At 60.7% G+C, this 25,149-nt stretch carries 18 protein-coding genes; 14 read left to right on the forward strand and 4 right to left on the reverse strand.

All coding sequences use genetic code 11. The annotated features are described in order from the left end of the window. Window positions 1–80: 80 nt before the first annotated feature. Window positions 81–602, forward strand: a complete 522-nt coding sequence (gene phaR / locus H7698_RS25625; protein ID WP_162438065.1) for a polyhydroxyalkanoate synthesis repressor PhaR — start codon at window positions 81–83, stop codon at window positions 600–602. A gap of 34 nt (window positions 603–636) precedes the next feature. Here phaR and phaP read toward each other — a convergent pair whose 3' ends face one another. Then, window positions 637–1,206 carry a TIGR01841 family phasin gene (gene phaP, locus H7698_RS25630; protein ID WP_162438066.1) on the reverse strand — a complete coding sequence of 190 codons (570 nt, stop codon included), beginning with the start codon at window positions 1,204–1,206 and terminating at the stop codon, window positions 637–639. Between the two features lie 254 nt (window positions 1,207–1,460). On the opposite strand from phaP, the gene H7698_RS25635 reads away from it, so the two are divergent. Next, complete coding sequence (locus tag H7698_RS25635; RefSeq protein ID WP_194693191.1) at window positions 1,461–3,587, forward strand: DUF3141 domain-containing protein; 2,127 nt, start codon at window positions 1,461–1,463, stop codon at window positions 3,585–3,587. Between the two features lie 19 nt (window positions 3,588–3,606). Here H7698_RS25635 and H7698_RS25640 read toward each other — a convergent pair whose 3' ends face one another. Next, on the reverse strand, window positions 3,607–4,644 hold the full coding sequence (locus tag H7698_RS25640) for an AraC family transcriptional regulator (protein ID WP_194693192.1): 1,038 nt from the start codon (window positions 4,642–4,644) through the stop codon (window positions 3,607–3,609). Window positions 4,645–5,227: 583 nt separating this feature from the next. On the opposite strand from H7698_RS25640, the gene phaC reads away from it, so the two are divergent. The 3 genes from phaC (at window position 5,228) to H7698_RS25655 (ending at window position 9,479) form a co-directional block, all read left to right on the forward strand. Further along, complete coding sequence (gene phaC / locus H7698_RS25645) at window positions 5,228–6,931, forward strand: class I poly(R)-hydroxyalkanoic acid synthase (RefSeq protein ID WP_194693193.1); 1,704 nt, start codon at window positions 5,228–5,230, stop codon at window positions 6,929–6,931. A 349-nt stretch (window positions 6,932–7,280) separates the two neighbouring features. After that, on the forward strand, window positions 7,281–8,435 hold the full coding sequence (locus H7698_RS25650) for a MalY/PatB family protein (protein WP_194693194.1): 1,155 nt from the start codon (window positions 7,281–7,283) through the stop codon (window positions 8,433–8,435). 264 nt (window positions 8,436–8,699) lie between these two features. Next, on the forward strand, window positions 8,700–9,479 hold the full coding sequence (locus tag H7698_RS25655) for a TSUP family transporter (protein ID WP_162438071.1): 780 nt from the start codon (window positions 8,700–8,702) through the stop codon (window positions 9,477–9,479). On the opposite strand, the gene nudC is transcribed toward H7698_RS25655, so the two are convergent. Continuing rightward, window positions 9,447–10,277 carry an NAD(+) diphosphatase gene (nudC, locus tag H7698_RS25660; protein WP_162438072.1) on the reverse strand — a complete coding sequence of 277 codons (831 nt, stop codon included), beginning with the start codon at window positions 10,275–10,277 and terminating at the stop codon, window positions 9,447–9,449. The genes H7698_RS25655 and nudC overlap by 33 nt on opposite strands. 6 nt (window positions 10,278–10,283) lie before the next feature. Beyond that, window positions 10,284–11,096 carry a crotonase/enoyl-CoA hydratase family protein gene (locus tag H7698_RS25665; RefSeq protein WP_162438073.1) on the reverse strand — a complete coding sequence of 271 codons (813 nt, stop codon included), beginning with the start codon at window positions 11,094–11,096 and terminating at the stop codon, window positions 10,284–10,286. Window positions 11,097–11,658: 562 nt separating this feature from the next. Here H7698_RS25665 and glgA point away from each other — a divergent pair. The 9 genes from glgA (at window position 11,659) to H7698_RS25710 (ending at window position 25,061) form a co-directional block, all read left to right on the forward strand. Next, window positions 11,659–13,245: a glycogen synthase GlgA gene (gene glgA, locus H7698_RS25670; RefSeq protein WP_194693195.1), complete on the forward strand. Its 1,587-nt coding sequence runs from the start codon at window positions 11,659–11,661 to the stop codon at window positions 13,243–13,245. A gap of 13 nt (window positions 13,246–13,258) precedes the next feature. Further along, entirely contained in the window at window positions 13,259–15,055 is a 1,797-nt protein-coding gene (treZ, locus tag H7698_RS25675; protein WP_194693196.1) for a malto-oligosyltrehalose trehalohydrolase, read from the forward strand. Continuing rightward, entirely contained in the window at window positions 15,052–17,130 is a 2,079-nt protein-coding gene (gene malQ, locus H7698_RS25680) for a 4-alpha-glucanotransferase (RefSeq protein ID WP_194693197.1), read from the forward strand. Before treZ ends, malQ begins: the two co-directional genes overlap by 4 nt. Further along, window positions 17,127–19,904 (forward strand): malto-oligosyltrehalose synthase, encoded by a 2,778-nt coding sequence (locus H7698_RS25685; RefSeq protein ID WP_194693198.1) that lies wholly within the window; start codon window positions 17,127–17,129, stop codon window positions 19,902–19,904. The genes malQ and H7698_RS25685 overlap by 4 nt, the downstream gene beginning before the upstream one ends. 21 nt (window positions 19,905–19,925) lie before the next feature. Beyond that, entirely contained in the window at window positions 19,926–20,267 is a 342-nt protein-coding gene (locus H7698_RS25690; RefSeq protein WP_194693199.1) for a DUF2934 domain-containing protein, read from the forward strand. Window positions 20,268–20,559: 292 nt separating this feature from the next. Further along, complete coding sequence (gene glgX / locus H7698_RS25695; RefSeq protein WP_194693200.1) at window positions 20,560–22,719, forward strand: glycogen debranching protein GlgX; 2,160 nt, start codon at window positions 20,560–20,562, stop codon at window positions 22,717–22,719. Window position 22,720: 1 nt separating this feature from the next. Continuing rightward, complete coding sequence (locus tag H7698_RS25700; protein ID WP_194693201.1) at window positions 22,721–23,710, forward strand: acyl-CoA dehydrogenase family protein; 990 nt, start codon at window positions 22,721–22,723, stop codon at window positions 23,708–23,710. Then, window positions 23,707–24,465: a PIG-L deacetylase family protein gene (locus H7698_RS25705; RefSeq protein WP_162436707.1), complete on the forward strand. Its 759-nt coding sequence runs from the start codon at window positions 23,707–23,709 to the stop codon at window positions 24,463–24,465. Before H7698_RS25700 ends, H7698_RS25705 begins: the two co-directional genes overlap by 4 nt. Next, the gene (locus tag H7698_RS25710; protein WP_194693202.1) at window positions 24,462–25,061 is read left to right on the forward strand and encodes an SAM-dependent methyltransferase; all 600 of its coding nucleotides are present in this window, start codon (window positions 24,462–24,464) and stop codon (window positions 25,059–25,061) included. Before H7698_RS25705 ends, H7698_RS25710 begins: the two co-directional genes overlap by 4 nt. Window positions 25,062–25,149 lie beyond the last annotated feature (88 nt).

The following is a 25,149-nucleotide window of genomic DNA, read 5'->3' on the forward strand; positions in this document are numbered from 1 at the left end:
CCCTCCCGACTCCATCCCGCGGCAATGGCGATAGTAGGATAAGATGCCCTGCAAACCAGGCTCGCCACGGGACGCCCCGCATGACAGATAACAGTCGGAACACTCCCCGCCTGATCAAGAAATACCCCAATCGCCGGCTGTACGACACCCACACCAGCAGTCACCTGACGCTGGCGGACATACGTCAATTGGTCGTCGATAAAGTTGCGTTTCAGGTGGTCGATGCCAAGAGCGGCGAGGACCTGACGCGCAGCATCTTGCTGCAGGTAATTCTGGAAGCTGAAAGTGGCGGAGAACCTATCTTCACCAGCGAAATGCTGATGGGGATCATCCAGTTCTACGGTCCTTATCAGGGCGTTCTCGGCAGCTACCTGGACAAGAGCATCCAGACCGTCATCGACATTCAGTCCCAGACCGGCGCGCAATCGTCCGAGGCCTGGAGCACGTTCATGCACCAGCAAGCGCCTGTGATGCAGGACTTGATGCGCCAGTATGTCGACCAATCCAAGGCGTTGTACCTCAATACCCAGAACATGTTTGGCATGTTTGGCGGCAAGCCAGGCGCCGATAACGGGACGAAAAAAAATGGCGACGGGGAATAACCCGTCGCCATCGGTGCCGCTGGCCTGATTTGACTTACTTGTTACCGCTGGAGGCCTTGGCGCTTGGCTCCGGCGCCGCTTTTTCGGCCGCACCAGTCGCTGCGTCGAAACCGCTCTGAGCCACATCGGACGCCTGTTTCACGGCTTTTTGTGCGCTTTCAAAGACGGTACCGGCATTGGCCAGGCCCGATTTGAATGCGGCCACGACGGGCTCGGAGCCGGCCGGTGCATTCTTGCTGATCGTTTCAACAAACTCGTGAACCTGCTGGGTACCGGCTTCGACCTGACTTGACGCCAGTGTCGCGATGTCCGACTGCGTGCCCACGATCAGCGCTTGAACCTGACGATTGAACTCGGCCAGACGTTCGGTCTGCTTGCTCGGCTGGGTGAAAGAAGCCTGAAGCTCGGCGAAACCTTGTGGGTCACGCACGGCCAGTAACTTGCGAACACCCTCAAAGTGCTCCTCGGTGGAATCGCGCAGTGCCTTGAACTGCAACTGGCTGAGCTGTTCGACGCTGGCGAAGACTTTGCCGCTGATTTGCTGCAAAAGATCGAGGTTGGCTTTCTGAGCGGTTTGCAGTTTTTCCGAATTGAAAAAAGACATGCTTGAATCTCCTGGTACTGGAAGGCCTGAAGGGGCCTGAGGACGCGATAGCGATCCGGCCAGTCATCGCGCTGGATTTTATATTGCAGCGCACAAAAGAATTTGGCAATGAGTATTTTGTGCAGCGCACAATAAAACGTGTCCGCTGGACAGGTATTAGCGCTAGACTCCTGAAAATCGAGCGTTTCGCCCCTACCGGCTTATCTACAGCGTCAGGGCGGAATGCTTTCCATGCAGGTCGTCAGGAGATCACGATGGGTCAGGAAGAAAATATTGCGGTGCACGATGAAGCGCATTGCACAGCGTCCGGTGTGTTCGAACACCTCAACCATCTGCAACGTCTCAACACCCGCAACGTCCTTGACGCCGTGCACAAGCGCCAGGCCGAAACCTTCGCGCCCTCGCGTCTACAGCAACTCAGGCAACCCACGGCGGCCGACTGGCAGGAATACCTGACCGACCTCGGCGAGCGCAGCGTGTTGTTCATGGACACCTTGCGCCAACGGGGTGACAACACACTCGCTCACGAGCGCGCCGGGTATCCCCTGCTGCTTAAATTCGATCATGAAACCCTGGTCAACGGCGAAGACTTGCCACGCCCGGTCAATTACTCGCTGTTAAGGATTCTTGAGGGATCCGGGCAAGTGATCGACAGTAAAAAACAGCCGGTCATCATCATCGATCCACGGGGCGGCCATGGCTCGGGCATCGGCGGGTTCAAACAGGATTCGGTTATCGGTGAAAGTCTGCGGGCCGGGCACCCCACCTACTTCATCTCGTTCAGTCACGCACCAAGTCCAGGACAAACCCTCGCCGACATTGTCCAGGCGCAGGCGCATTTCATCGAAGTCGTCAGCGCCCGGCATCCCGACAGCGCGAAACCGGTTGTGATCGGCAACTGCCAGGCAGGCTGGGCGTTGATGGGGCTGGCCGCGTCCAGGCCGGAGTTGCCCGGGCTGATCATCGTCAATGGCGCCCCCCTGTCCTACTGGGCCGGAACCAACGGCCGCAACCCGATGCGTTACACCGGCGGTTTGCTGGGTGGCGGCTGGATGGCCCGGTTGGGCAGCGACCTGGGCAATGACCGATTCGACGGCACCTGGCTGGTGAGCAATTTCGAAAGCCTGGACCCGGCCAATAGCTGGTGGGGCAAGTACTACCACTTGTTCAGCGAAGTCGACAGCGAGGCCCCGCGCTTTCTGGACTTTGAACGCTGGTGGGGCAGCCCGACGCTGCTCAATGGCGAAGAAATCGAAATGATCGTCGACGACCTGTTCATCGGCAATCAGTTGTCCGGCGGCCTCGGACGCAAGAGCAATGGCCTGGACCTCAAACGTATCGAAGTACCGGTGGTGGTGTTTTGCTCCTACGGCGACAACATCACCCCGCCGCAACAGGCACTGGACTGGATCAGCGACGTTTACCCCAGCGACCTGGCGCTGCAAACCAGCGGACGCACCATCGTTTATCTGCGCCACGCGAGCATCGGACACCTGGGCATCTTTGTGTCCGGCGAAGTCGCCCGACGCGAACACCGTGAACTGCTGGGCGCGGTCGCCACGATCAATGCGTTGCCGGCCGGGTTGTATGAAATGCTCATCGAGGACCAACCTGAAGACCCGGAAACGCCCTATGCCGTGCGTTTCGAGCCTCGCCGAATCGCCGATATTCATGGCGAAGAGCAACCCGCTCGTGATGACGATGGCGAGTTCGCGCTGGTCGAACGTGCATCGGCCGTCAATAACAGTCTTTACGACGGTTTTGTCCGTCCATGGTTACGCCAGTGGATCAACGAACCGACTGCTGAAATCATCCGCAGATCGCACCCTTTCCATCAGCAACAACTGCTATGGAGCAGTTTGAACCCGGCTCAGTGGTGGCTGAACGCAGGCGCCGCCCGGGTCAGCCATGATCGCCACCCCGTCAGCCAGGACAACCCGTTGCTGGCGTGGCAAGGATTGTTCTCCAGCCAGGTCCAGGATGCCTTGAACGGTTATCGAGACCTGCGCGACGCCACCCAGGAGCTGTGTTTCTACGGAGTGTATGGCGTGTTGAATAGCTTCAGCGGCCCTGCGCCCAAGCAAAACCTGCAAGCGCCTGCCGAGCAGCACGACGCGCTTGTGATTGAACGCCTGCAAAATGTGCTGCCGCCGTGTGGCCCGTTAGATGCGTTGGTCCCGGTGGTGTTGCCGGAGAAAAGCCCGATTCAACCGATAGTCGAGCCTGATGTCCCTGTCCCGCCGGACGTCGCCCCGGTAGTGCCGGAGCCGATCCAACAAGAACTCCCCGTCGCGGGTGCGGCCGTAGTTACTACTGCAGTCAGCCCGGCACGCAAACCGAACAGGGGTGGAAAAGGGCCGAAAAAACCCCACACGAAATAACCCGGCAACCATGACCGCGTCAGACCGGCGCGGTCTCTTCGATTTCAAACGATTCATCGGAGCGGTACTGGCCAGGCGTCATGCCAAACCAGCGGCTGCAGGCTTTATTGAAGCTGCTGTGGTCGTGAAATCCCAAGAGATACGCCACATGCTTCATGTTGAAACGAGAGTGGCGCAGGTAGAAATCGGCCAGTTCACGACGCACCGCATTCTGGACATCCTTGAATTGGGTGCCGTCCTTTTCCAGGGCACGTTGCAGCGTCCGCTTGCTGATGCTCAGCGCCGCAGCGATGGACTCCATGTCGCAAAGCCCCCGGCCCTGACTCAAACGTTCGGTGATCAGCGCACGAATCCTGCCAACGATGGAGAAGCCAAACAGCAGATCCAGTTGCGCCTCGGCAAAGCTGTCATGCAATACCGCCAGCGCTTCGTTCGCCATGCTCAAGGGACGCAACAGTTCCTGGCCATCAAACAGGATGCTGTCGTAGGCCGAACCAAAATGCAGATCACAGCCAAACAGGCGCCGATGTTCAGAGGTGTCTGGCGGTTGCGGATAACTGAATTCCACACTCAGGGGTTGCGGTAACTTGCCGTCCCCCAGCCAGCGGCAGAAGCCCAGCAAGGACGCCAGGCCCGCGTCGGCGTATTGGCGAGGCTTGATCGAGCCGGACTGTTGATGGTCAAGGGAGGCCAATCGGAAGTGGGCTTGCTCGGGCACAAAAAAAAGGCTGAATCCGGTACCGATCAACGGGCTGAATCGCACCAGTCGTTCCAGTGCGCGCTTGAGATTGAGGCTGGACATCATGGTGTAGCCGACGATCTGAAAACTCCCCGGATGGAAATGCCCGTAGGCTTTCAAGCCGATGTCCGGATCAGCGCTGGCTTGGGCACCCAGTTGCCACAAACGATATATCACCCTGCGCTCGCACCACGCTCCCGGGGTATTCGCGATCGCCATGTCCAGTCCGGCTTCCTGGCACAGGCTGGCAGCATCCAGCCCCTGCGCCGAGAGCGTAGTGACCAGCACATTGGCATAGCCTGAGCTCATTCTGTACATGGCGTCCTCGTTGACCTGGGACCCGGACACCCTGTCCGGAGCCATGACTGATTTGGGTGAATTGAATAGTAAGTGCGTACCTGATCCGGGGCGTTGATCTGAGTATAGGTACTCACCGGTTGGCCGTACCTTCCATCCCCCATGCACCACAAAACCTGTAGCAGCTGCCGAGCCCGCGAGGCTGCGTTGGGTCCTGCGAGGACTTCGTCCTCGAACGCAGCCTCGCAGGCTCGGCAGCTGCTACAGGTGATCGCTGTGATTTCGGAGGTTTCAGGCAGACTTGGCACCGTTGGACACCAGACAGTCACCTCCCAACACTTCCGCACCGCCTGGCAATCAGAAACACTCCCTCATCTTGCAGCGCAAAACAAAAAAAAGAACGGAGTGTATGAAGTCGCTTGGTCGTATTGCGCAGATCACCGCCTGTATGGGTGGGATTTGAGCAGCGTCCGGGCCGACTTTCCGGCCAGGACGGCGTTGATAAGCAGTCAAAGAACCGCGTTTGTTTTCACAACCTATACGGCGCCGAAGCCCGGCGTTGCGGTTTTTTCTGCCCGGATTACACCTCAGGGCAAGGAGTGACATGGACAACAACACGCATACGTTTAATAGCTACTGGTCGGGCCAGGTGCCGTTCATTGCCTCCTTTGCAGTGCAACAATTGCGCCTATGGGTCAGCACCAATCCGTGGTTTACCGGCCAGGACTACAACGCCTGGTTCGAACTGCCACGCGGCACCCTGGATGCCCTTCAATCCGAATACCAGCAGCAATGGGGCGAACTCGGCCAGCAGTTGCTGAGCGGTCAGCCGTTCAGTTTTGAAGATCGACGTTTCGCCAGCGGAAACTGGAGCCAGCCGCTGTTTGGCTCACTGGCAGCCTTCTACCTGCTGAACGCCGGCTTTCTCCTGAAACTGCTCGACAGGTTGCCGATTGAAGAAAAGAAGCCACGCAAACGCCTGCTCTATCTGGTGGAGCAAGCCATCGCCGCTGGCGCCCCGAGCAACTTCCTGGCGAGTAATCCCGATGCGCTGCAACGTGTCGTCGATACCCAAGGCAGCAGTCTGCTGACGGGTTTGTTGCACCTGGCCAGTGACCTGCAGGAAGGCAAGATGCGCCAGTGCGACAGCGACGCTTTTGAAGTGGGCGTCGACCTGGCGAACACCCCCGGCGAAGTGGTGTTCGAGAACGCGCTGTTCCAGCTGATCCAGTACTACCCGCAGAGCGACACCCAGTACCAGCGACCGGTATTCATCGTCCCGCCGTCGATCAACAAGTACTACATTCTTGACCTGCGCCCGGACAACTCGATGGTTCGCCATCTGTTGCAACAGGGCCATCCGGTGTTCCTGATGTCGTGGCGCAACTTCGATCAGGCACACGCCGCTACTACCTGGGATGACCTGATCGAAACCGGCATCATTACCGGGCTGAACGTCACCCGCGAGATCAGTGGCGAGGGTCGCCCGAACTGCATTGGTTTTTGTATCGGCGGGACCCTTTTGAGTACGGCGCTGGCCGTCCTGGCGGCGCGTGGCGACCGGGAAATTGCCAGCGTCAGCCTGCTGACCACCTTCCTCGATTACCTCGACACCGGTCCGATCGACATCTTCGTCGACGAGCAACTGGTGGCGTACCGCGAGCGGACCATCGGTGGCATCGACGGCCCCATCGGTCTGTTCAAGGGCGAGGACATGGGCAACACCTTCTCGCTGCTGCGCCCTAATGATTTGTGGTGGAACTACAACGTCGACAAGTACCTCAAGGGCCAGAAACCCAACGCCCTCGACCTGCTGTTCTGGAACAACGACAGCACCAATCTGCCCGGCCCGATGTACTGCTGGTACCTGCGCCATACGTACCTGCAAAACGACCTGAAATCCGGCGAGCTGGATTGCTGCGGGGTCAAACTGGACCTGCACGCCATTGAAGCGCCCGCCTACATACTCGCCACCCACGACGACCACATCGTCCCGTGGCGCAGTGCATACGCCAGCACCGCGCTGCTGGGCGGCACCACGCGTTTCGTGCTGGGCGCGTCGGGGCACATCGCCGGAGTCATCAACCCACCGGCCCGCGAAAAACGCCATTACTGGACCAATGACCGGGTCACCGAGGATCCGGAGCTTTGGTTCAAGGATGCCCGGCAACTGAGCGGCAGCTGGTGGAATGACTGGTTTGTCTGGCTGGCTGAACACGCCGGCGAACGCCAGCCATCAACCACGCCAATCGGAAGTGCACACTACCCGGCACTGGAACCGGCACCCGGGCGATACGTGAAGCAATAACCTTCACTTCCCGAGGGAGCGGCGGCGAACACAAAATCCGCATCCAACACACACCCCTTGTAGGAGTGAGCCTGCTCGCGATAGCGGAGTATCAATCGACATCATCGTTGCCTGACACACCGTCATCGCGAGCAGGCTCACTCCCACAGTTTGATCCGGGTACATCAGGGAGTTATGGGTTGCCTGCGCGAGCAAGCTTGGCTCCCACAGGTTAAGCAAGTACCGGAATGAACACCGCCCTTCAAAACTGGATTGGCAATCAAGCCCCCTGTCCCAAGCCGCTCGCTCCTGATAGCTCAGGCGATTATCATGGCCATCATCCTCAATCCAGCCTTCGATGAGACTGTGCATGACCTTCGATTTTGATCAGGTGTTCGATCGCCACAACACTGGCAGTACCAAATGGAGCCGCTACCCGGCAGACGTGCTGCCGATGTGGGTGGCGGACATGGATTTCGCTGCGCCACCGGTCATTGTTCAGGCGCTGCAAAAACGTCTTGAGCACCCACTGCTCGGTTATAGCGTGTCCCAGGATGATCTGCGCGAGGCCATCGTTGCCGACTTATGGAACAAATATGCCTGGCGTGTTGATCCGCAGGCGCTGATCTTTCTGCCGGGGGTCGAGTCGGGGTTCAACATGGCGCTGAATGCGTTGATCGAGCCGCAGCAGAATGTCGTGGTTCAGGTGCCGAACTACCCACCGTTGCGCCATGCACCTGGTCATTGGGGGCTGAACAAGGTGGAGCTGGAGTTCGTCGCCCAGGCAGACGGCACGTATTCCACTCCCCTCGAAACGTTGCGCCAGTCGCTGCAAGGTGGCGGCGCCTTGCTCTTGAGCAATCCGCACAATCCACTGGGCAAGGCATTCCCTCGCGAAGAGCTGCTAGCGGTGGCGCAAGTTTGCCTGGCGCAGGACGCGTGGATCATCTCCGACGAGATCCATGCCGAGCTGTGCTTCGACGGTCGCGTGCACATTCCGACGGCCTCCCTGAGCCCGGAAATCGCCCGCCGCACCATCACGCTGATGTCCGCCAGCAAGGCCTACAACATTGCCGGGCTGAAGACCTCGTTCATGATCATTGAAGACCCGGCATTGCGCGCGCGGGTCAACCATGCCCGTTGCGGCATGGTCGACAGCGTCAACCCGCTGGGCATGGAAGCGACACGTGTGGCCTACAGCGAAGCCGCGCCGTGGCTGGCGGAGCTCAAGACGTACCTGCAAGCCAACCGCGATTACCTGGTCGACGCCGTTCGCACCCGGTTGCCCGGCATTACCATGAATGTGCCGCAAAGCACGTATCTGGCGTGGCTCGACTGTTCGGCCCTGGGCCTGGACAATCCGCAGCAGTTTTTCCTGGAGCAGGCAAAAGTCGGTTTGAGCGCAGGCCTGGACTTCGGTGATCAACACCAACAGTTCGTACGCCTCAACTTCGGCTGCCCGCGTTCATTGCTTGAAGAAGGAATTGCGCGGATGGAGCGCAGTCTGCGCCACCTGAAGGCCTGACAGCTGCCGCATTACCCGGCGAAAACACCCACCCCTGTAGCAGCTGGCGAAGCCTGCGTCCGACTGCGCAGCAGTCGTAAACCTGGCAATCGCAGTCTTCCTGACTCACCGCGTTTGCTGATTTTACGACTGCTTCGCAGCCGGACGCAGGCTTCGCCAGCTGCTACAGGGGGCTGGGTCGCCAAGCAAACCACAGGGTTATTGGGTACTATGTCGCCCCTCTTTTGCAGCCCCGTTCTGCGCCCTGCCGAATAAGCCGATTCCATGCCCTTTGAACTCAGCGTTGACCTCACTACTTTGGCCATTCTGGCCTTCGTTGCCTTTATAGCCGGATTCATCGACGCCATTGCCGGTGGCGGTGGTCTGTTGACGACGCCCGCGTTGCTGACCGCCGGCCTGCCCCCGCATCTGGTGTTGGGCACCAACAAACTCAGTTCGACCTTCGGTTCAGCCACCGCCAGTTTCACTTTCTACCGGCGCAAGCTGTTTCATCCGAGGCAGTGGGTGCACGCCATTGTCGGCACCCTGATCGGCGGGCTGGCGGGCGCGGTGGTTGCGCACTACCTCCCGGCAGAATGGCTGAACAAAATGCTCCCGGTGATCGTTTTCGCCTGCGGCCTGTACCTGTTGTTCGGCGGCACGCCGAAGGCTCCCCAGGACAGCGACGCACCGATAAAGAAGAAGTGGCAGTCGACTCAGGGCTTCACCCTCGGTTTCTACGACGGCATTGCCGGCCCTGGCACGGGCGCGTTCTGGACTGTCAGCAGTATGCTCATGTACCCCATCGACCTGGTGAAGGCCAGCGGCGTGGCGCGCAGCATGAACTTCGTCAGCAACATTGCGGCGCTGTCGGTGTTCGTGTTTTCCGGGCAGGTGGACTGGATCATCGGCCTGAGCATGGGCCTGTCAGTGATGGTTGGCGCGTTCTTCGGGGCTCGCACCGCCATCAGCGGCGGCGCGAAGTTCATTCGCCCGGTGTTCATCACTGTGGTGCTGGGCTTGACCGTGCGGTTAGCCTGGCAACACTGGTTCAGCGTGGCCTAAGCGCCGCGCCACGTAGACGTCGATCAGGTAACGGGCAATCGAGCGTGACGCCGGCAACGGCGGCAAGTCGTGAACGTTGAACCACTGGGCGTCTTCGATCTCGTCTTCCTGACACACGATTTCGCCACCGGCGTACTCGGCGTGAAACCCCAGCATCATCGAATGGGGAAACGGCCAGCACTGGCTGCCCAGGTACTGGATGTTCCTGACCTCGATCTGCACCTCTTCGCGCACCTCGCGAATCAGGCACTCCTCGGCTGATTCGCCCGGCTCGGCAAACCCCGCCAGCGTGCTGTACACCCCGGTGACGAAACGCGGGGAGCGCGCCAGGAGGACTTCATCGCCTCGGGTGATCAGCACGATCATGCTCGGCGAAATCCGCGGGTAGCTGCGCAGATTGCAGGGCGCGCAAAACATCGCTCGCTCACGGGGAACTTGCACCATCGCCTGACCGCAGTTGCCGCAGAAGCGATGCTCACGCGCCCAGGTGCCAATTTGCGCGGCATACCCCAGCACCTTGTACAGCGTGTGGTCGCCCTCAAGCATGAACGCCCGCAAGCCTTTCCAGTTGCAGCCCGGCACTTCGCTGTGGCTATGCAGCTCCAGCAGGTAAACCGGCTCGCCATCCAGATGACCGATGCCATGCTCGGCCAGAATCGACAGGTCCTGGCGCTTGAGCCACTCCCGTGGAAACAGCGCGCCGTTGTCATCGAACAGAAAGCCTTCAGGGCTGCGCGCAACGCACCAGCCGCCGGGTTGATCGGTATCCAGTACTGCAGTGGTCCAGCGTGAAGTCATGTTTTATCAATCCAGAAATTCGGGTTTCTGTTTGCTCATATGGGCGGCCATGGCCACGCGCAAGTCAGTGGATTGCAGCATGGCGGCGTTCCAGGTGGCGACGTATTCGAGGCCGTCGTCGATGCGATGATCGCGCATGTAACTGATCATCTCCTTGGTGCCGGTGATGGCGATCGGCGACTTGCTGGCGATCTCGCGGGCAATGCCCATCACGCCGTCCAGCAGGCTGTCCTTGTCGCTGTAGACGCGGTTGACCAGGCCCATGCCGCGTGCTTCCTCGGCACCAAACGAGCGACCAGTGTAAGCCAGTTCACGCAGCATGCCGTCACCGATGATGCGCGGCAAGCGTTGCAGGGTGCCGACGTCGGCGGCCATGCCGATGTCGATTTCCTTGATCGAAAACTGTGCATCTTCGGCGGCGTAACGCATGTCGCACGCTGAAATCAGGTCGATGGCACCGCCCAGGCAATAGCCCTGAATCGCCGCGAGCACCGGTTTGCGGCAATTGTCGACCGCATTGAAGGACGCTTGCAGGGCGAGGATCTTGCGCCGTAACAGGCGCGCATTGCGCCCAACGTCCTTGCCCAGTTCATTGGCCACGCCGGCCAGCATCATCAGGTCGATACCGGAGGAGAAATGTTTGCCGTTGCCGCTGATCACCACCGCGCGCACTTCATCGGTGTCATCGATCCAGTGAAAGATCTCGATGATCTCGGTCCAGAACGCCGCATTCATCGAGTTGATCTTTTCTGGCCGATTGATCTGCACATGGGCGACTTTATCAACCAGTTCGACGGTGAACGCAGTGTACTGAGACATGGCAGTGATCCTTTACCGGGTAAAAAATTGAGGCCGGAACTATACCAAGGCCGCCTGCCGGGCAGTAAGGCAGTGGTTCGGCCAAATGCGGGACTCGGGTGATCGCACCACAACAGTGCAAACAAACTGTCACACATCGCCCATTATTGTGACTCGCCAGTCACTTTATGAGGCGATACGAAAAATAAAACTGCCCTTCGTCGGTGCAATCTCCCTGCGAAGGGCTACGTTCGTTACCCTCTAAATACGATTGTCGAACAATTTACCCAGCTGGGCTGGCCCGCTCTAGGTTCTGGCCTAGACTCAGTTTCGCCGGTCGAAACCGGTCGGTGACGGTTGGGGAAAATAGAAGAAACTTTTGTGACACGCGGCAGGTCAGCTTAAAGACGGGGGCGTTGCGACTGGTTCGATCCTTGCACTACCTCCTCCAGCCATTCTGCTTTAACGCATTGGCAGCGTTTGCTCACCGATGCGTAGCGCGTTTGCGCCCGGCCACAGGGACAGGCCACCGAACACCGTTGGTGCCAGACCTAGAATTAGATCAACAACACGGGAGATTCATATGATCAGTGCGGCTTTAGATATTCAGGGAGAACGTGCTCATCAGCAGGTCGGCGATACGAGCGCCGTGAGTGCACCCGCTGCGCAATCGGTCATTGTGCCCAGCGCCCGACCGCTGACACCGGTCACCAGCCAGAATCCGAACAAGAAACGCGTGCTGTTCGTCACCTCGGAAATCGCCGACCTGGTGAAGACCGGTGGTTTGGGTGACGTGTCTGCCGCCCTGCCCCGCGCCATGGCGCATTTGCATGATGTGCGAGTGTTGATCCCTGGCTATCCGCAGGTGCTGAACAGTGAAAACCCGATTCACATCATTGGCGAACTGGGCGGCCACGCTGCCCTGCCGCCCTGCAAGATCGGGCGCATGGACATGCCCGACGGTCTGGTCATCTACGTCTTGATTTGCCCCGAGCTCTACGAGCGCGAGGGTTCGCCTTACGGCGCCAACAACGGTCGCGACTGGCCGGACAACCACATTCGTTTCGCCCGCCTGGGTCTGGCCGCTGCCGATATCGCCGCCAACCTCGCGCAAATCCACTGGTGCCCGGACCTGGTCCACGCCCATGACTGGCCTGCCGGCCTGGCGCCTGCCTATATGCACTGGCGCGGACAGCGGACCCCGACGCTGTTCACCATTCACAACCTCGCCTATCAGGGCGTGACCAGTCTGGGCTCCTGCCCTGAGCTGGGCATTCCCAACCACGCCTTGCAGCAGGAAGGCATGGAGTTCTACGGCAAGATGTCGTTCCTCAAGGCCGGCATGGCTTACTCCAGCCACATCACTACGGTCAGCGCGACCTACGCCCAGGAAATCACCACGCCGGACTTCGGCTGTGGCCTCGACGGTTTTCTCGCCGCCAAGACCCAGCAAGGCCTGCTCAGTGGTATTCCCAACGGCATCGACGAAAGCTGGGATGCCGCCACCGACCCGCACCTGTTCTGCCCTTTCAGCATTGGCGATTGGGAAGGCAAGGCGGTCAACGCGGCCCATGTCCGCGAACTGTTCGGCCTTGCCGATTCGCAGGGCCCGCTGTTTGCCGTGGTCTCGCGTCTGGTCTACCAGAAAGGCCTGGACCTGACGGAGGCGGTGTCCGAATACATCGTCAAATCCGGCGGTCAAATTGCGATTATCGGTCGTGGCGAGCCCGAAGAAGAGCAAGCCATGCGTGAACTCGCGCTGCGCTTCCCGGGCCAGATTGGCGTACGTATCGGTTTCAACGAAACCGACGCCCGGCGCATGTTCGCCGGCAGCGACTTCCTGCTGATGCCTTCGCGTTACGAGCCTTGCGGCTTGAGTCAGATGTATGCCCAGCGCTTCGGCTCGTTGCCAGTGGCACGCAATACCGGCGGCCTGGCCGACACCATTGAAAACGGCGTAACCGGTTTCCTCTTCGACGAATCAACGGCCGAGAGTTATCAGGAAGCCCTGAGCCGCGCATTCAAGGTCTTTGCCTACCCCGATCTGCTCAACGCCATGCGTTGCCGTGCCATGGCCGCACCGTTCAACTGGTGCAAGGCGGTCGAACCCTACGCCGAACTTTACGAACAGCTAGTCGCCAAGGCGCTAGGAAAGTCGCACAAACAGTAAGAGGTTTTCATAGATGCCGTTACGGACCCTTGAAACCTGGCCCCACGGCGCAATGATGCTGGACGCAGAGCACACGCGCTTTGCCTTGTGGGCGCCAGACGCACGTGAAGTCAGTGTCGAACTGGAAGATGGACAATCCTTGCCGCTACTGCCTCAGGCCAATGGCTGGTTCGTGATCGAAACGCGTTGCCCCGCTGGCACGCGTTACCGCTATAACATTGATGGTGAACTGCAAGTGCCTGACCCGGCTTCCCGGGCACAGGCTGGCGACCTCCACGAGCACAGCGTGGTGGTCGACCCCCTCGGCTACCCATGGCAACACACCGCCTGGCAAGGGCGCCCCTGGAACGAGGCGGTCATATACGAATTGCACGTTGGTGCGCTTGGCGGCTTCAGTGGCGTCGAACAGCACCTGGCGCGTCTCGTCGATTTGGGCATCACCGCTATCGAACTGATGCCCTTGGCGCAGTTTCCCGGCGACCGCAATTGGGGTTACGACGGGGTCCTGCCCTATGCGCCCCAGTCCTCCTATGGCACGCCGGAACAACTCAAACACCTGATCGACACCGCCCACGGTCACGGTCTGGCGGTGATTCTCGACGTCGTCTACAACCACTTCGGCCCGGACGGCAACTACCTGCATCGCTACGCCAAGGGTTTCTTCAACGAAGACAAGCACACCCCCTGGGGCGCGGCCATCGACTTCCAGCGACGCGAAGTACGCGACTTCTTCATCGACAACGCGCTGATGTGGCTGATGGAGTACCGCTTCGACGGGTTGCGCTTCGACGCGGTACACGCCATCGAAAGCCCGGATTTCCTGCAGGAAATGGCGGAGCGCATCCGCCAGCAGACAGATCCGGCGCGGCATGTGTGGCTGACGGTCGAGAACGAGCACAACCAGGCCAGCCTGCTGCAGGAAGGCTTCGATGCACAGTGGAACGACGACGGCCATAACGCCTTGCACGTGCTGCTGACCGGTGAGACCGACGCCTATTACGCCGAGTTCGCCGACAACCCCACGGAAAAACTGGCGCGTTGCCTGAGCCAGGGTTTCGTGTTCCAGGGCCACACCAATCGCGACGGTGAAGCGCGCGGCGAGCCCAGCGGGCATTTGCCGACCAGTGCGTTCGTGTTGTTTTTGCAAAACCATGACCAGATCGGCAATCGCGCCTTTGGCGAGCGGCTGCACCAACTGACCCATCCCGAGGCGTTAAAAGCGGCGACTGTGTTGTTGCTGTTGTCGCCGATGATCCCGTTGATGTTCATGGGCGACGAGGTGGCCGCCGAGGAGCCATTCCTGTTCTTCACCAGCCACCACGGTGAACTGGCAGCGCTGGTTCGCGAAGGCCGCCGCAACGAGTTTTCCGCTTTCGACGCCTTCGCCGACCTGGAAAAACGTGAACGAATTCCCGACCCGAACGCACAGCAGACCTTCGAAGCCTCCCGTCCGAACCTGACGGCAAATCGGCAATCCGCCATCTACGAGCTGTATCGACAGCTGTTGAAGATTCGCCATCAGCACATCATGGCCCACCTGGCGGGGACCCATCCGCTGGGTGCCGATGTGCTGGCGAAAGGCGCGGTGTCGGCGCGCTGGCAACTGGGCGACGGCAGTGAGCTGCGCATTGACCTGAACCTCAGCGACAAGCCGGTGGTCCACACTCCACAGGCCGGCGGCAGGCTGTTGTTCGAACACCCTGCGCAATCCGCCAGCCTGTTGGACCAGGGCCAACTCGCCCCGTATTGCGCGCTAGTCAATCTCAAGGCCGCAGCCCCTTTGCTACCCCCGGATGGAGAGCGCCAATGAGTGATGCGCAACTTGAAATACTGGCCAGCCGCGCCGGCCTGGCCGTCGACTGGATCGACGCCAACGGCCGCCCGCAGAAAGTCGCCCCCTCGGTATTACGCAATGTCCTGACCGGCCTCGGCCACCCGGCGGGCAGCGCGCAGGAAATCGATGAAAGCCTGCTTCAGTTGCAGGCAGTGCAACTGACCCGCCACCTGCCACCGATGCTCACCGTGGATTTCGGTGCCGCGCTCGACCTGGCGCATTACTTCGAGCCAGAGACACCCTGTGAAATCCACCTCGAAGACGGATCGCGGCTCCATCTGAAACTCGACTCAAAAGCGATGTTGCCCGGCCTGGTGCCCGTGGGTTACCAGCACGTCAGCATCGACGGACAACAATTCACCCTGGCCGTGGCGCCCGCTCGTTGCTACAGCGTCGGCGATGCCGTGGATAGCCCGATTCCCCGGGCCTGGGGGCTGAGCGTGCAGCTCTATTCCCTGCGCCGTCCGGGCGATGGTGGTTTCGGCGATACACAGGCGCTGGAAGATCTGGCTCGTGTCGCCGGTGAACGAGGCGCCGAGGCGCTGGCGATCAGCCCGCTGCATGCGATGTTCAGTAGCGACACCCAGCGCTACAGCCCGTATTCGCCGTCCAGCCGTTTGTTTCTCAACAGTCTGTATGCGGCGCCCGGCGCTATTCTCGGCGAACGTGCGATGCGTACTGCCATTGACTCCACCGGCCTCGCAGCCGAGCTCAAGCACCTGGAAGAACTGCCGCTGATCGACTGGCCGGTTGCTGCTGAGGTCAAACACCGCCTGCTGCAGGCGTTGTATGAAGGCTTCATCCAGGGCGAGCACCCGCTGCATGCCGACTTCAGCAGCTTCCGGCATGCCGGCGGTGAGGCGCTGGAAAACCATTGTCGCTTCGAAGCCATTCAAGAGGCTCGTGCCGCCAAGGGCGAACAGCTCGACTGGCGCGAGTGGCCCGAGCAATGGCGCGATCCGCGCAGCGCCGCACTTGCCGATTTCGCCGAAGAAAACGCGGGACGCATCGGGTTCTTCGCCTTCTGTCAGTGGCTGATCAGCCGATGCCTGGAGCGTGCGCAAACCGCCGCCCGCAGCAGCGGCATGAGCATTGGCCTGATCGCCGATCTGGCGGTCGGTGCTGACGGGGGTGGCAGCCAGGCCTGGAGTCGCCAGGATGAACTGCTCGCGTCCCTGACCGTGGGTGCGCCTCCGGACATTCTTAATCGCAGTGGCCAGGGCTGGGGGATTTCCGCTTTCTCGCCTGAGGGACTGGTGCGCAACGGCTTCCGCGCATTCATCGAAATGCTCCGCGCCAATTTCGCCCACGCGGGCGGTTTGCGCATCGATCACGTCATGGGCCTGCAGCGGCTGTGGGTGATCCCTAACGGTGCATCGCCTGCCGATGGCGCCTACCTTTATTACCCGGTGGACGACCTGCTGCGGTTGCTCACACTCGAATCCCACCGTCACCAGGCCATCGTTCTCGGCGAGGACCTCGGCACGGTGCCGGACGGGCTTCAGGAAAAACTCATCGCGCGCTCGATCCTCGGCATGCGAGTGCTGTTGTTCGAGCAAGACAACGCGCACTTCAAATCGATCCTGGACTGGCCGGACAACGCCCTGGCGACCACCAGCACCCATGATCTGCCGACGTTGAATGGCTGGTGGCACGGACGGGACATCGACTGGAACGCCCGACTCGGCCTGACCGACGCCAACGGTGAAATCGAATGGCGCCAGCACCGTGAACGCGAGCGCGAAGGCTTGCGTCGTGTGTTCCAGGAGGACCCGCAGAACTTCCGTGAAGAGTCCCATGAAACCGATCAGGTGCTCGACGCCAGTGTGCGTTTCCTCGGCCATACCCGTGCGCCGCTGGTGTTGCTGCCGCTGGAAGATGCCCTGGGCGTCGAACAGCAAGCCAACCTGCCCGGCACCACCAACACACACCCCAACTGGTGCCGGCGTTTTCCCGGCGACAGCGAAGCGCTATTGGATGACCCGGACGCCGCGCGGCGTCTGGAATTGCTCGCCTGCGCGCGACTTCAGGCTGGTGAGCGTGACCAATGACTCAACTAACTATCCAACCGCTGCGCGCGACGCTGCGACTGCAATTTCATAAAGGCTTCACCCTGGATCAAGCGGTGCCCCTGGTGCCGTACTTCGCTCGACTGGGCATAAGCCACGTCTACGCCTCGCCATTGCTCGCGGCCCGTGCCGGCTCCATGCACGGATATGACGTGGTCGATCCGACGGCGGTCAATCCGGAACTGGGCGGCGAACCCGCATTACGCCGGCTGGTAGCGGCCTTGCGTGAACAGAACATGGGGCTGATCCTCGACATCGTTTCCAACCACATGGCCGTTGGCGGGAGCGATAACCCCTGGTGGCTGGACTTGCTGGAATGGGGACGTCTCAGCCCTTATGGCGAATTTTTCGACATCCAGTGGCATTCCCCCGACCCGTTGATGGAAGGCCAGTTGCTGCTGCCTTTTCTCGGCAGCGACTACGGCGTCGCGTTGCAGGACGGCACCCTGCCCTTGCGCTTCAATGCGCAGCGCGGTTCGTTCCATGTCGAGCATTACGACCACCACTTCCCGATCTGCCCGTCCAGTTACGGCGAATTGCTCAAGACCGATGATGACTCGCTCAAAACACTGGCCGACCGTTTCACCACGCTGAGCTATCAGACGGACGCCCACAGCCTGGCGATTCCATTGAAGGCTGAGCTGAGCGAGTTGGCGAGCGATCCGGCTGTCCTCCAGCGCATTGAACAGAACCTCAACGCCTACGACTCGCTCACACCGGAAGGTTTCCAGCGCTTGCACCAACTGCTGGAGCGCCAGAGTTATCGCCTCGCCAGCTGGCGCACCGCCGGGGACGACATCAACTGGCGGCGGTTTTTCGATGTCAACGAACTGGGTGGCTTGCGTGTCGAGCGTCCAGCGGTGTTCGAGGAAACCCACGCGAAAATATTCGAGTTGGTGGCCGAGGGTTTGATCGACGGACTGCGCATCGATCACATCGACGGACTCGCCGACCCTCGGGGCTATTGCCGCAAATTGCGTCGCCGTGTCGACAGCCTGTCGCCAGACCGGCACCTGCCGATCTACGTCGAGAAAATCCTGGGCGAAGGGGAAACCCTGCACCGCGACTGGTCGGTGGATGGCACCACCGGCTATGAATTCATGAATCAGTTGTCGCTGCTGCAACACGATCCCGCTGGCGCTCAGACCTTGGGTGATCTGTGGAACCGTTACAGCGAACGCCCTGCCGACTTCGGTCAGGAAGCAAAGCTTGCGCGGGCGCAGATCCTCAACGGCTCGTTGGCCGGCGACTTCGAAAGCGTCGCCCAGGCCTTGCTGCAAGTCGCCCGGGACGACTTGATGACCCGCGACCTGACCCTGGGCGCGATTCGTCGAGCGTTGCAGGAATTGATCGTGCATTTCCCGGTGTACCGCACCTACATCAGCCCCCGTGGACGCTCCAGCGAAGACGATGTGTTTTTCCAGCAGGCCATGGACGGTGCTCGACAAACCCTGGGCGAAGCCGATTGGCCAGTGCTCGACTGCCTGGCGGGATGGCTGGGTGGCAAGCCGTGGCGTGAACGTCCGATCGGTCGCTCGCGCAAGATCCTCAAGCATGCCTGTGTGCGTTTCCAGCAACTGACCTCGCCCGCCGCCGCCAAGGCTGTGGAAGACACCGCGTTCTACCGCTCGGCCGTGTTGCTGTCGCGTAACGATGTGGGGTTCAGCACCGAACAGTTCAGCGCACCGATCGCTGACTTCCACCAGGTCTGCGTCGATCGCCTCGAAGCCTTCCCGGATAACTTGCTGGCCACCGCCACCCACGACCACAAACGCGGTGAAGACACCCGCGCGCGCCTGGCCGTGCTCAGTGAACGCAGCGCCTGGTACGCCGAACAGGTACCACTCTGGCAAGCCCTCGCTCGCCCGCTGCGCAACGACGATCAGATGCCTTCCACCGGTGACGAACTGATCCTCTATCAAGCCATCCTCGGCAGCTGGCCGCTGGACTTGCGCAGCGATGATGGCCCGGCCCTCGAGGAATACGCCAAACGCCTGTGGCAGTGGCAACAGAAGGCGTTGCGTGAAGCCAAGTTGCAAAGCAGCTGGAGCGCGCCCAACGACGCGTATGAAAGCGCGACCCAGGCATTCATCGAACGCCTGCTGTTAAGTCCTGACGGTGAGCTGCTGCGTTCTGCCCTGGGTAAAGCGGTTCAGACCATTGCTGCGCCCGGTGCACTCAACAGTTTGGCGCAAACCTTGCTGCGCATGACCGTGCCGGGTGTGCCGGACCTGTACCAGGGCAACGACTATTGGGACTTCACCCTGGTGGACCCGGACAACCGCCGGCCCTTGGATTACCTCAGCCGGCAACAGTCGCTGGAACAGCCGCTGGACCTGACTGACCTGCTGGCGAACTGGCGGGACGGGCGGGTCAAGCAGGCGCTGATCACGAACACGCTGAACCTGCGGGCCGAGCACGCCGAACTGTTTGCCCGGGGTACTTATCAGGCGCTCGAAGTGGTCGGGAGCGAGGCCCACCGGGTACTCGCATTCGCTCGCGAGCTGGCGGGTAAACGAGCCATCGTGATCGTGCCGATTCGCTGCGCGCCATTGCTGAAAAACGGTGCCGAACCGCGCATTGATGCGCCGCAGTGGGGCGACACGCGGGTCAAGTTACCGTTCGAGTCATCCGACGAACATCTGAAGGGACTTTTTTCCAGCACCGCAGTCACAAAAAACAGGGAGCTGAACATCAGCGCCGCGCTGGGGGATTTCCCGGTCAATCTCTTTATCCATTTTTCTACCCAAGCTTGAGTTCAGTTCAGGAGCATAGCGATGAGTACCGACGATAAACGCGTTCGAGAATTTGCCTATCAGATCTGGGAGTCGGAAGGAAAACCCGAGGGCCAGGAAGCCCGTCACTGGGAGATGGCTCGCAAGCTCGCCGAGGCGGAAGCCCTGGCCCCGAGCAAGTCGCCCAAAGCCGCCGGTAGCAAGGGTGCCGCCAGCAAGACAGCTAAACCCAATGGCAAGCTAGACGAAAAGCTCGACATCAAGCCGGCGGCGAAGCCCAAGGCAGCAGCGAAGGCAAAGCCAGCTGCGGCGTCTTCGGTGATTCCGCCAGGCGAAAAAGCCGTCGAGAAAAAGCCGAAAACCACGAAAAAGCCAGCGGTCTGACGCCCGACATCTCTGACCTGAATGAACCTGTGGCGAGCTCGCTCGCCACACAGGGTTCGTTTTCCCTGAGAAAAACATCGCTAACACCGCATTCCTCTGTGCGAGCAAGCCCCGTGGCGAGGGGATTTATCCCCGTTGGACTGCGCAGCAGGCCTGAATTTTTTGAGCAGGATTGAGTTTTTTGGGGCGGCTTCGCCACCCAACGGGGCGGTGCGACGTTTCGATAAATCCCCTCGCCACAAGGCCCATCCCCACAAGGTCCACGATCCATCCCCATTTTGCAGGAGCAAATATGACCAGTCCGAAAAAACCCGCGACAGAACCTCATGCCGAGGCCTCGCGAATCCGTGAAGGCCTGCCCTTCCCGCTCGGTGCGACCTGGGATGGCCTGGGGGTCAACTTTGCCTTGTTTTCAGCGAATGCCACCAAAGTCGAACTGTGCATTTTCGATGACTCAGGTGAAGTCGAACTCGAGCGTATCGAGTTGCCCGAGTACACCGACGAGATCTACCACGGCTACCTGCCCGACGCCCACCCAGGGTTGATTTACGGCTACCGCGTGTACGGTCCGTACGACCCGGCCAACGGTCATCGTTTCAACCACAACAAACTGCTGATCGACCCGTATGCCAAGCAACTGGTCGGCCAGTTGAAATGGTCCGAAGCCTTGTTCGGCTACACCATCGGCCACCCCGACGCCGACCTCAGCTTCGACGAGCGCGACAGCGCACCGTTTGTGCCCAAGTGCAAAGTCATCGACCCGGCTCACACCTGGGGCCACGACCACCGAGTCAGCGTGCCGTGGGACAAGACCATCATTTATGAGACCCACGTCCGCGGCATCAGCATGCGTCACCCCTCCGTCCCCGAAAACGTACGCGGTACGTTTGCCGGGTTGATGGTTGATGACGTCCTTGAACACATCCGCAAACTGGGCGTGTCGTCCGTTGAGTTGCTGCCAATCCATGCGTTCGTCAACGACCAGCATTTGCTGCACAAAGGCATGACCAACTACTGGGGCTACAACAGCATCGCGTTTTTCGCCCCGGACCCGCGTTACCTGGCCAGTGGCAAGATCGCGGAATTCAAGGAGATGGTTGCGCACCTGCACGAAGCCAACCTGGAAGTGATCCTGGACGTGGTTTACAACCACACCGCCGAGGGCAATGAACAGGGCCCGACCCTGTCCATGCGCGGCATCGACAACGCCTCGTACTACCGCTTGATGCCAGAAGACAAACGCTACTACATCAACGATTCGGGCACCGGCAACACCCTCGACCTGAGCCACCCCTGCGTCCTGCAAATGGTCACCGACTCCCTGCGTTACTGGGCCACGGAAATGCACGTGGATGGTTTCCGCTTTGACCTCGCGACGATTCTGGGACGCTATCACGACGGTTTCGACGAGCGTCACAGCTTCCTGGTGGCCTGCCGCCAGGACCCGGTGCTGCGCCAGGTGAAAATGATCGCCGAGCCTTGGGATTGCGGTCCCGGTGGGTATCAGGTCGGTGGCTTTCCACCGGGCTGGGTCGAATGGAACGACAAATTCCGCGACACCGTGCGTGCCTTCTGGAAAGGCGACGACGGTCAGTTAGCCGATTTCGCCAGCCGCATGACGGCCTCCGGCGAAATGTTCAACCAGCGGGGTCGACGCCCGTATGCGTCGGTGAACTTCATCACCGCCCACGACGGCTTCACGCTCAATGACCTGGTGTCGTACAACGACAAGCACAACGAAGCCAACGACGAGAACAATCAGGACGGCAGCAACAACAACCTGTCCTGGAACCACGGCGTCGAAGGCCCGACCGACGATCCGGAAATCAACGAGCTGCGTCAGCGGCAGATGCGCAACTTCTTCGCCACGCTGCTGCTGTCCCAGGGCACGCCGATGCTGGTCGCCGGTGATGAGTTCGCCCGCACCCAGGACGGTAATAACAACGCCTACTGCCAGGACAGCGAAATCGGTTGGGTCAACTGGGATCTCAGCGAAGACGGCAAAGCGTTGCTCAAATTCGTCAAACGCCTGATCAAGCTGCGCCTGGCTTACCCGATTCTGCGTCGCGGACGTTTCCTGGTGGGCAATTACAACGAGGACATTGGCGTCAAGGACGTGACCTGGCTCGCGCCCGATGGCAATGAAATGACCATCGAGCAGTGGGAAGAAGCCCACGGTCGCTGCCTCGGCATGCTGCTCGACGGCCGCGCCCAGGAAACCGGGATTCGCCGCAAGGGTGCGGACGCCACGCTGTTGCTGGTGGTCAATGCGCACCACGACGTGGTCAATTTCACCTTGCCGGAAGTGCCGGATGGCGGTTTCTGGACCTGCATGATCGACACCAACCAGCCCTCGATCCGAGGTCAGGAGCGCTTCGAGTTCGGCCATGAGTATTCAGTCACCGGCCGCTCGTTGTTGCTGTTCGAATTGCAGCGTGAGGAAGAAGAGTGAAATGGACCTCAAGACGTTTCTTGATCGGCAGGCAACGGATCATGCCAACGCGCAAGCACTAGGACAGTGCCTGCGCGAGCTGGTTGAAGCCGGGCTTGATCAGCTTCCATTACCCGGTAGCGGCCAGACGCTGGAGCGTTTTCAGCGTCTGGCCGAAGTTGGCGGGCATGATTTGGGGCTGTGCAAGTTGTTCGAGGGGCACACCGACGCACTGGCGATCCTTGCTCAACTCGGTGCATCTGCCCCACCTTCCAGCACCTGGGGCATGTGGGCGGCCGAACCGCCCAACGCGCGGGTAAGTGTGGCGGTGCGAGGTTCATCGGCAGTGCTCAGCGGTCGCAAGGCCTGGTGTTCGGGCGCGGCGGTGTTGAGCCACGCGTTGCTGACCGCTTGGGACGAGCAGGATCGCCAGCAATTGGTCGCGGTCGCACTGGATCAACCCGGCGTGACGGTCACGGATCAAGGCTGGCAGGCGGTGGGTATGGCGGCGACCGGGAGTGTCGAAGTGCTGTTCGATGGCGCGCAGGCGCAAGCCATCGGCAACCCTGGGGACTACCTGCAACGCCCCGGTTTCTGGCAAGGCGGCATTGGTATCGCGGCGTGTTGGTATGGCGCCGCTTGCAGCCTCGCCGAACGCTTGCGCACCCATTGCGCTCGCCGCGAAGAACCCCATGCCCTCGCCCACCTGGGTGCCGTCGACAGCGCGTTGTACAGCGCGGCTTCAGTACTGCGGCTCAGCGCATCGACCATCGACGCCGCTCCCCACGACAATGCCGAGCTGTTGGCCCGGCGCGCTCGCGCCGTCGTGGAAAACGCTGCCGAGCAGATCATCCATCACGTGGGCCGCGCGTTGGGTGCCGCCCCGTATTGCAAGGACCCTCAATTTGCCCGCCTAAGCGCCGATCTGCCGGTATTCCTGCGGCAAAGCCATGCCGAGCGCGATCTGGCGGCGCTAGGGCAAACAATCATCCAAGGGACCTGGACGTTATGAAGACCAATCCAATCGTCGGCCAGGGCACGCCACTGCACCTGTGGCAGACCTCTCGCCACCTGGCACAACTGGCCACCGTCGATATTCTGGAACTCGTCCCTGAAGGCGCTCGGGCGGTCATCATTGCGCCGCACCCGGACGACGAAATACTCGGCTGCGGCGGCTTTCTGCAACTGCTGGCGCAGGCGGGTCGGGCGTTGCAGCTGATCTCGGTCACCGACGGCAGCGCCAGCCATCCAGGTTCCGAGCGTTGGTCGGTGGAACGACTCAGCACGGTGCGCCCACAGGAATCCGTCGAGGCTCTGCGCCGGCTGGGTCTGCCATTGCACAGTTTGAGATGGCTGCGCGGCGGGTTTGCCGACAGCCAGGTGGCGGCTCGGGAGACGGAACTGGTCGAGTTCATCCAACGCCATCTGCGCGCCAACGATGTGGTGTTTACCACATGGCGCGAGGATGGCCATTGCGACCACGAAGCCGTAGGCCGCGCCAGTGCCGAAGCAGCGCAACGGGTCGGGGCTACGCTGCACGAACTGCCGGTGTGGACCTGGCATTGGGCGACGCCCGAAGACAGCGGCGTGCCGTGGCATCGGGCGCGAAAAATCCTGCTGGACCCGCCGCTGGTAGCGCGCAAACGTCACGCCATCCATGCATTCGCCAGCCAGCTGGAAGGTGATCCCCAGGTCGGCTTGCCGCCGGTGCTGGCGCCGTTTGTACTGGACCGGTTGCTGCAACCTTTTGAGGTGGTGTTTTTATGAGCGTAGAGGATCGCTATTTCGACGGGCTGTTTGCCGGCAACGATGACCCCTGGGCGTTCCGCGACCGCTGGTATGAACAACGCAAACGCGCAATCACCCTGGCGGCACTACCCCGCCCCCGGTACCGCGCCATTTTCGAGCCTGGCTGTGCCAATGGTGAATTGAGCGCCGATCTTGCGACGCGCTGCGACCGCCTGTTGTGTTGCGACACGGCCAGCGCGGCGGTCACGCTGGCGCGTACACGTCTGAGTTTGTTTGACCATGCCGAAGTGCGTCAGGGCCGCTTGCCCAATGACTGGCCGGAAGAACAGTTTGACCTGATCGTGCTGAGCGAGGTGGGCTATTACCTCGACGCCGAAGACCTCAAGCAGCTGATCGAAAAGGCCGGGCGGTCCCTGACTGCCGATGGCCAGCTCCTCGCCTGCCATTGGCGTCCGCCCATCGATGGCTGCCCGTTGAACGCGCGGCAGGTGCATGACTTGCTGCACGAACAGTTGCATTTGCCGCGGCTGGTGCTGCATCAGGAGGCGGATTTTCTGCTGGAAGTCTGGAGCCGCGAACCCCGTTCCGTGGCGGCGCTGGAGGGACTGCGTTGAGACAGCGCGAAATAAAACGTACCGGATAGAACATCGGGGCGACGAATCGCCAGACATGAGCAATACTCTTCCCGCGGCAATCCAGGGT

Origin of the sequence: Pseudomonas sp. p50(2008), assembly GCF_015351605.1 — a bacterium.
In the GTDB taxonomy this organism is placed as follows: Bacteria; Pseudomonadota; Gammaproteobacteria; order Pseudomonadales; family Pseudomonadaceae; genus Aquipseudomonas.

Coding starts and splice junctions, on each gene's coding strand:
- phaR (WP_162438065.1), top strand. CDS start 81: ATGACAGATAACAGTCGGAACACTCCCCGCCTGATCAAGAAATACCCC.
- phaP (WP_162438066.1), bottom strand. CDS start 1,206: ATGTCTTTTTTCAATTCGGAAAAACTGCAAACCGCTCAGAAAGCCAAC.
- H7698_RS25635 (WP_194693191.1), top strand. CDS start 1,461: ATGGGTCAGGAAGAAAATATTGCGGTGCACGATGAAGCGCATTGCACA.
- H7698_RS25640 (WP_194693192.1), bottom strand. CDS start 4,644: ATGTACAGAATGAGCTCAGGCTATGCCAATGTGCTGGTCACTACGCTC.
- phaC (WP_194693193.1), top strand. CDS start 5,228: ATGGACAACAACACGCATACGTTTAATAGCTACTGGTCGGGCCAGGTG.
- H7698_RS25650 (WP_194693194.1), top strand. CDS start 7,281: ATGACCTTCGATTTTGATCAGGTGTTCGATCGCCACAACACTGGCAGT.
- H7698_RS25655 (WP_162438071.1), top strand. CDS start 8,700: ATGCCCTTTGAACTCAGCGTTGACCTCACTACTTTGGCCATTCTGGCC.
- nudC (WP_162438072.1), bottom strand. CDS start 10,277: ATGACTTCACGCTGGACCACTGCAGTACTGGATACCGATCAACCCGGC.
- H7698_RS25665 (WP_162438073.1), bottom strand. CDS start 11,096: ATGTCTCAGTACACTGCGTTCACCGTCGAACTGGTTGATAAAGTCGCC.
- glgA (WP_194693195.1), top strand. CDS start 11,659: ATGATCAGTGCGGCTTTAGATATTCAGGGAGAACGTGCTCATCAGCAG.
- treZ (WP_194693196.1), top strand. CDS start 13,259: ATGCCGTTACGGACCCTTGAAACCTGGCCCCACGGCGCAATGATGCTG.
- malQ (WP_194693197.1), top strand. CDS start 15,052: ATGAGTGATGCGCAACTTGAAATACTGGCCAGCCGCGCCGGCCTGGCC.
- H7698_RS25685 (WP_194693198.1), top strand. CDS start 17,127: ATGACTCAACTAACTATCCAACCGCTGCGCGCGACGCTGCGACTGCAA.
- H7698_RS25690 (WP_194693199.1), top strand. CDS start 19,926: ATGAGTACCGACGATAAACGCGTTCGAGAATTTGCCTATCAGATCTGG.
- glgX (WP_194693200.1), top strand. CDS start 20,560: ATGACCAGTCCGAAAAAACCCGCGACAGAACCTCATGCCGAGGCCTCG.
- H7698_RS25700 (WP_194693201.1), top strand. CDS start 22,721: ATGGACCTCAAGACGTTTCTTGATCGGCAGGCAACGGATCATGCCAAC.
- H7698_RS25705 (WP_162436707.1), top strand. CDS start 23,707: ATGAAGACCAATCCAATCGTCGGCCAGGGCACGCCACTGCACCTGTGG.
- H7698_RS25710 (WP_194693202.1), top strand. CDS start 24,462: ATGAGCGTAGAGGATCGCTATTTCGACGGGCTGTTTGCCGGCAACGAT.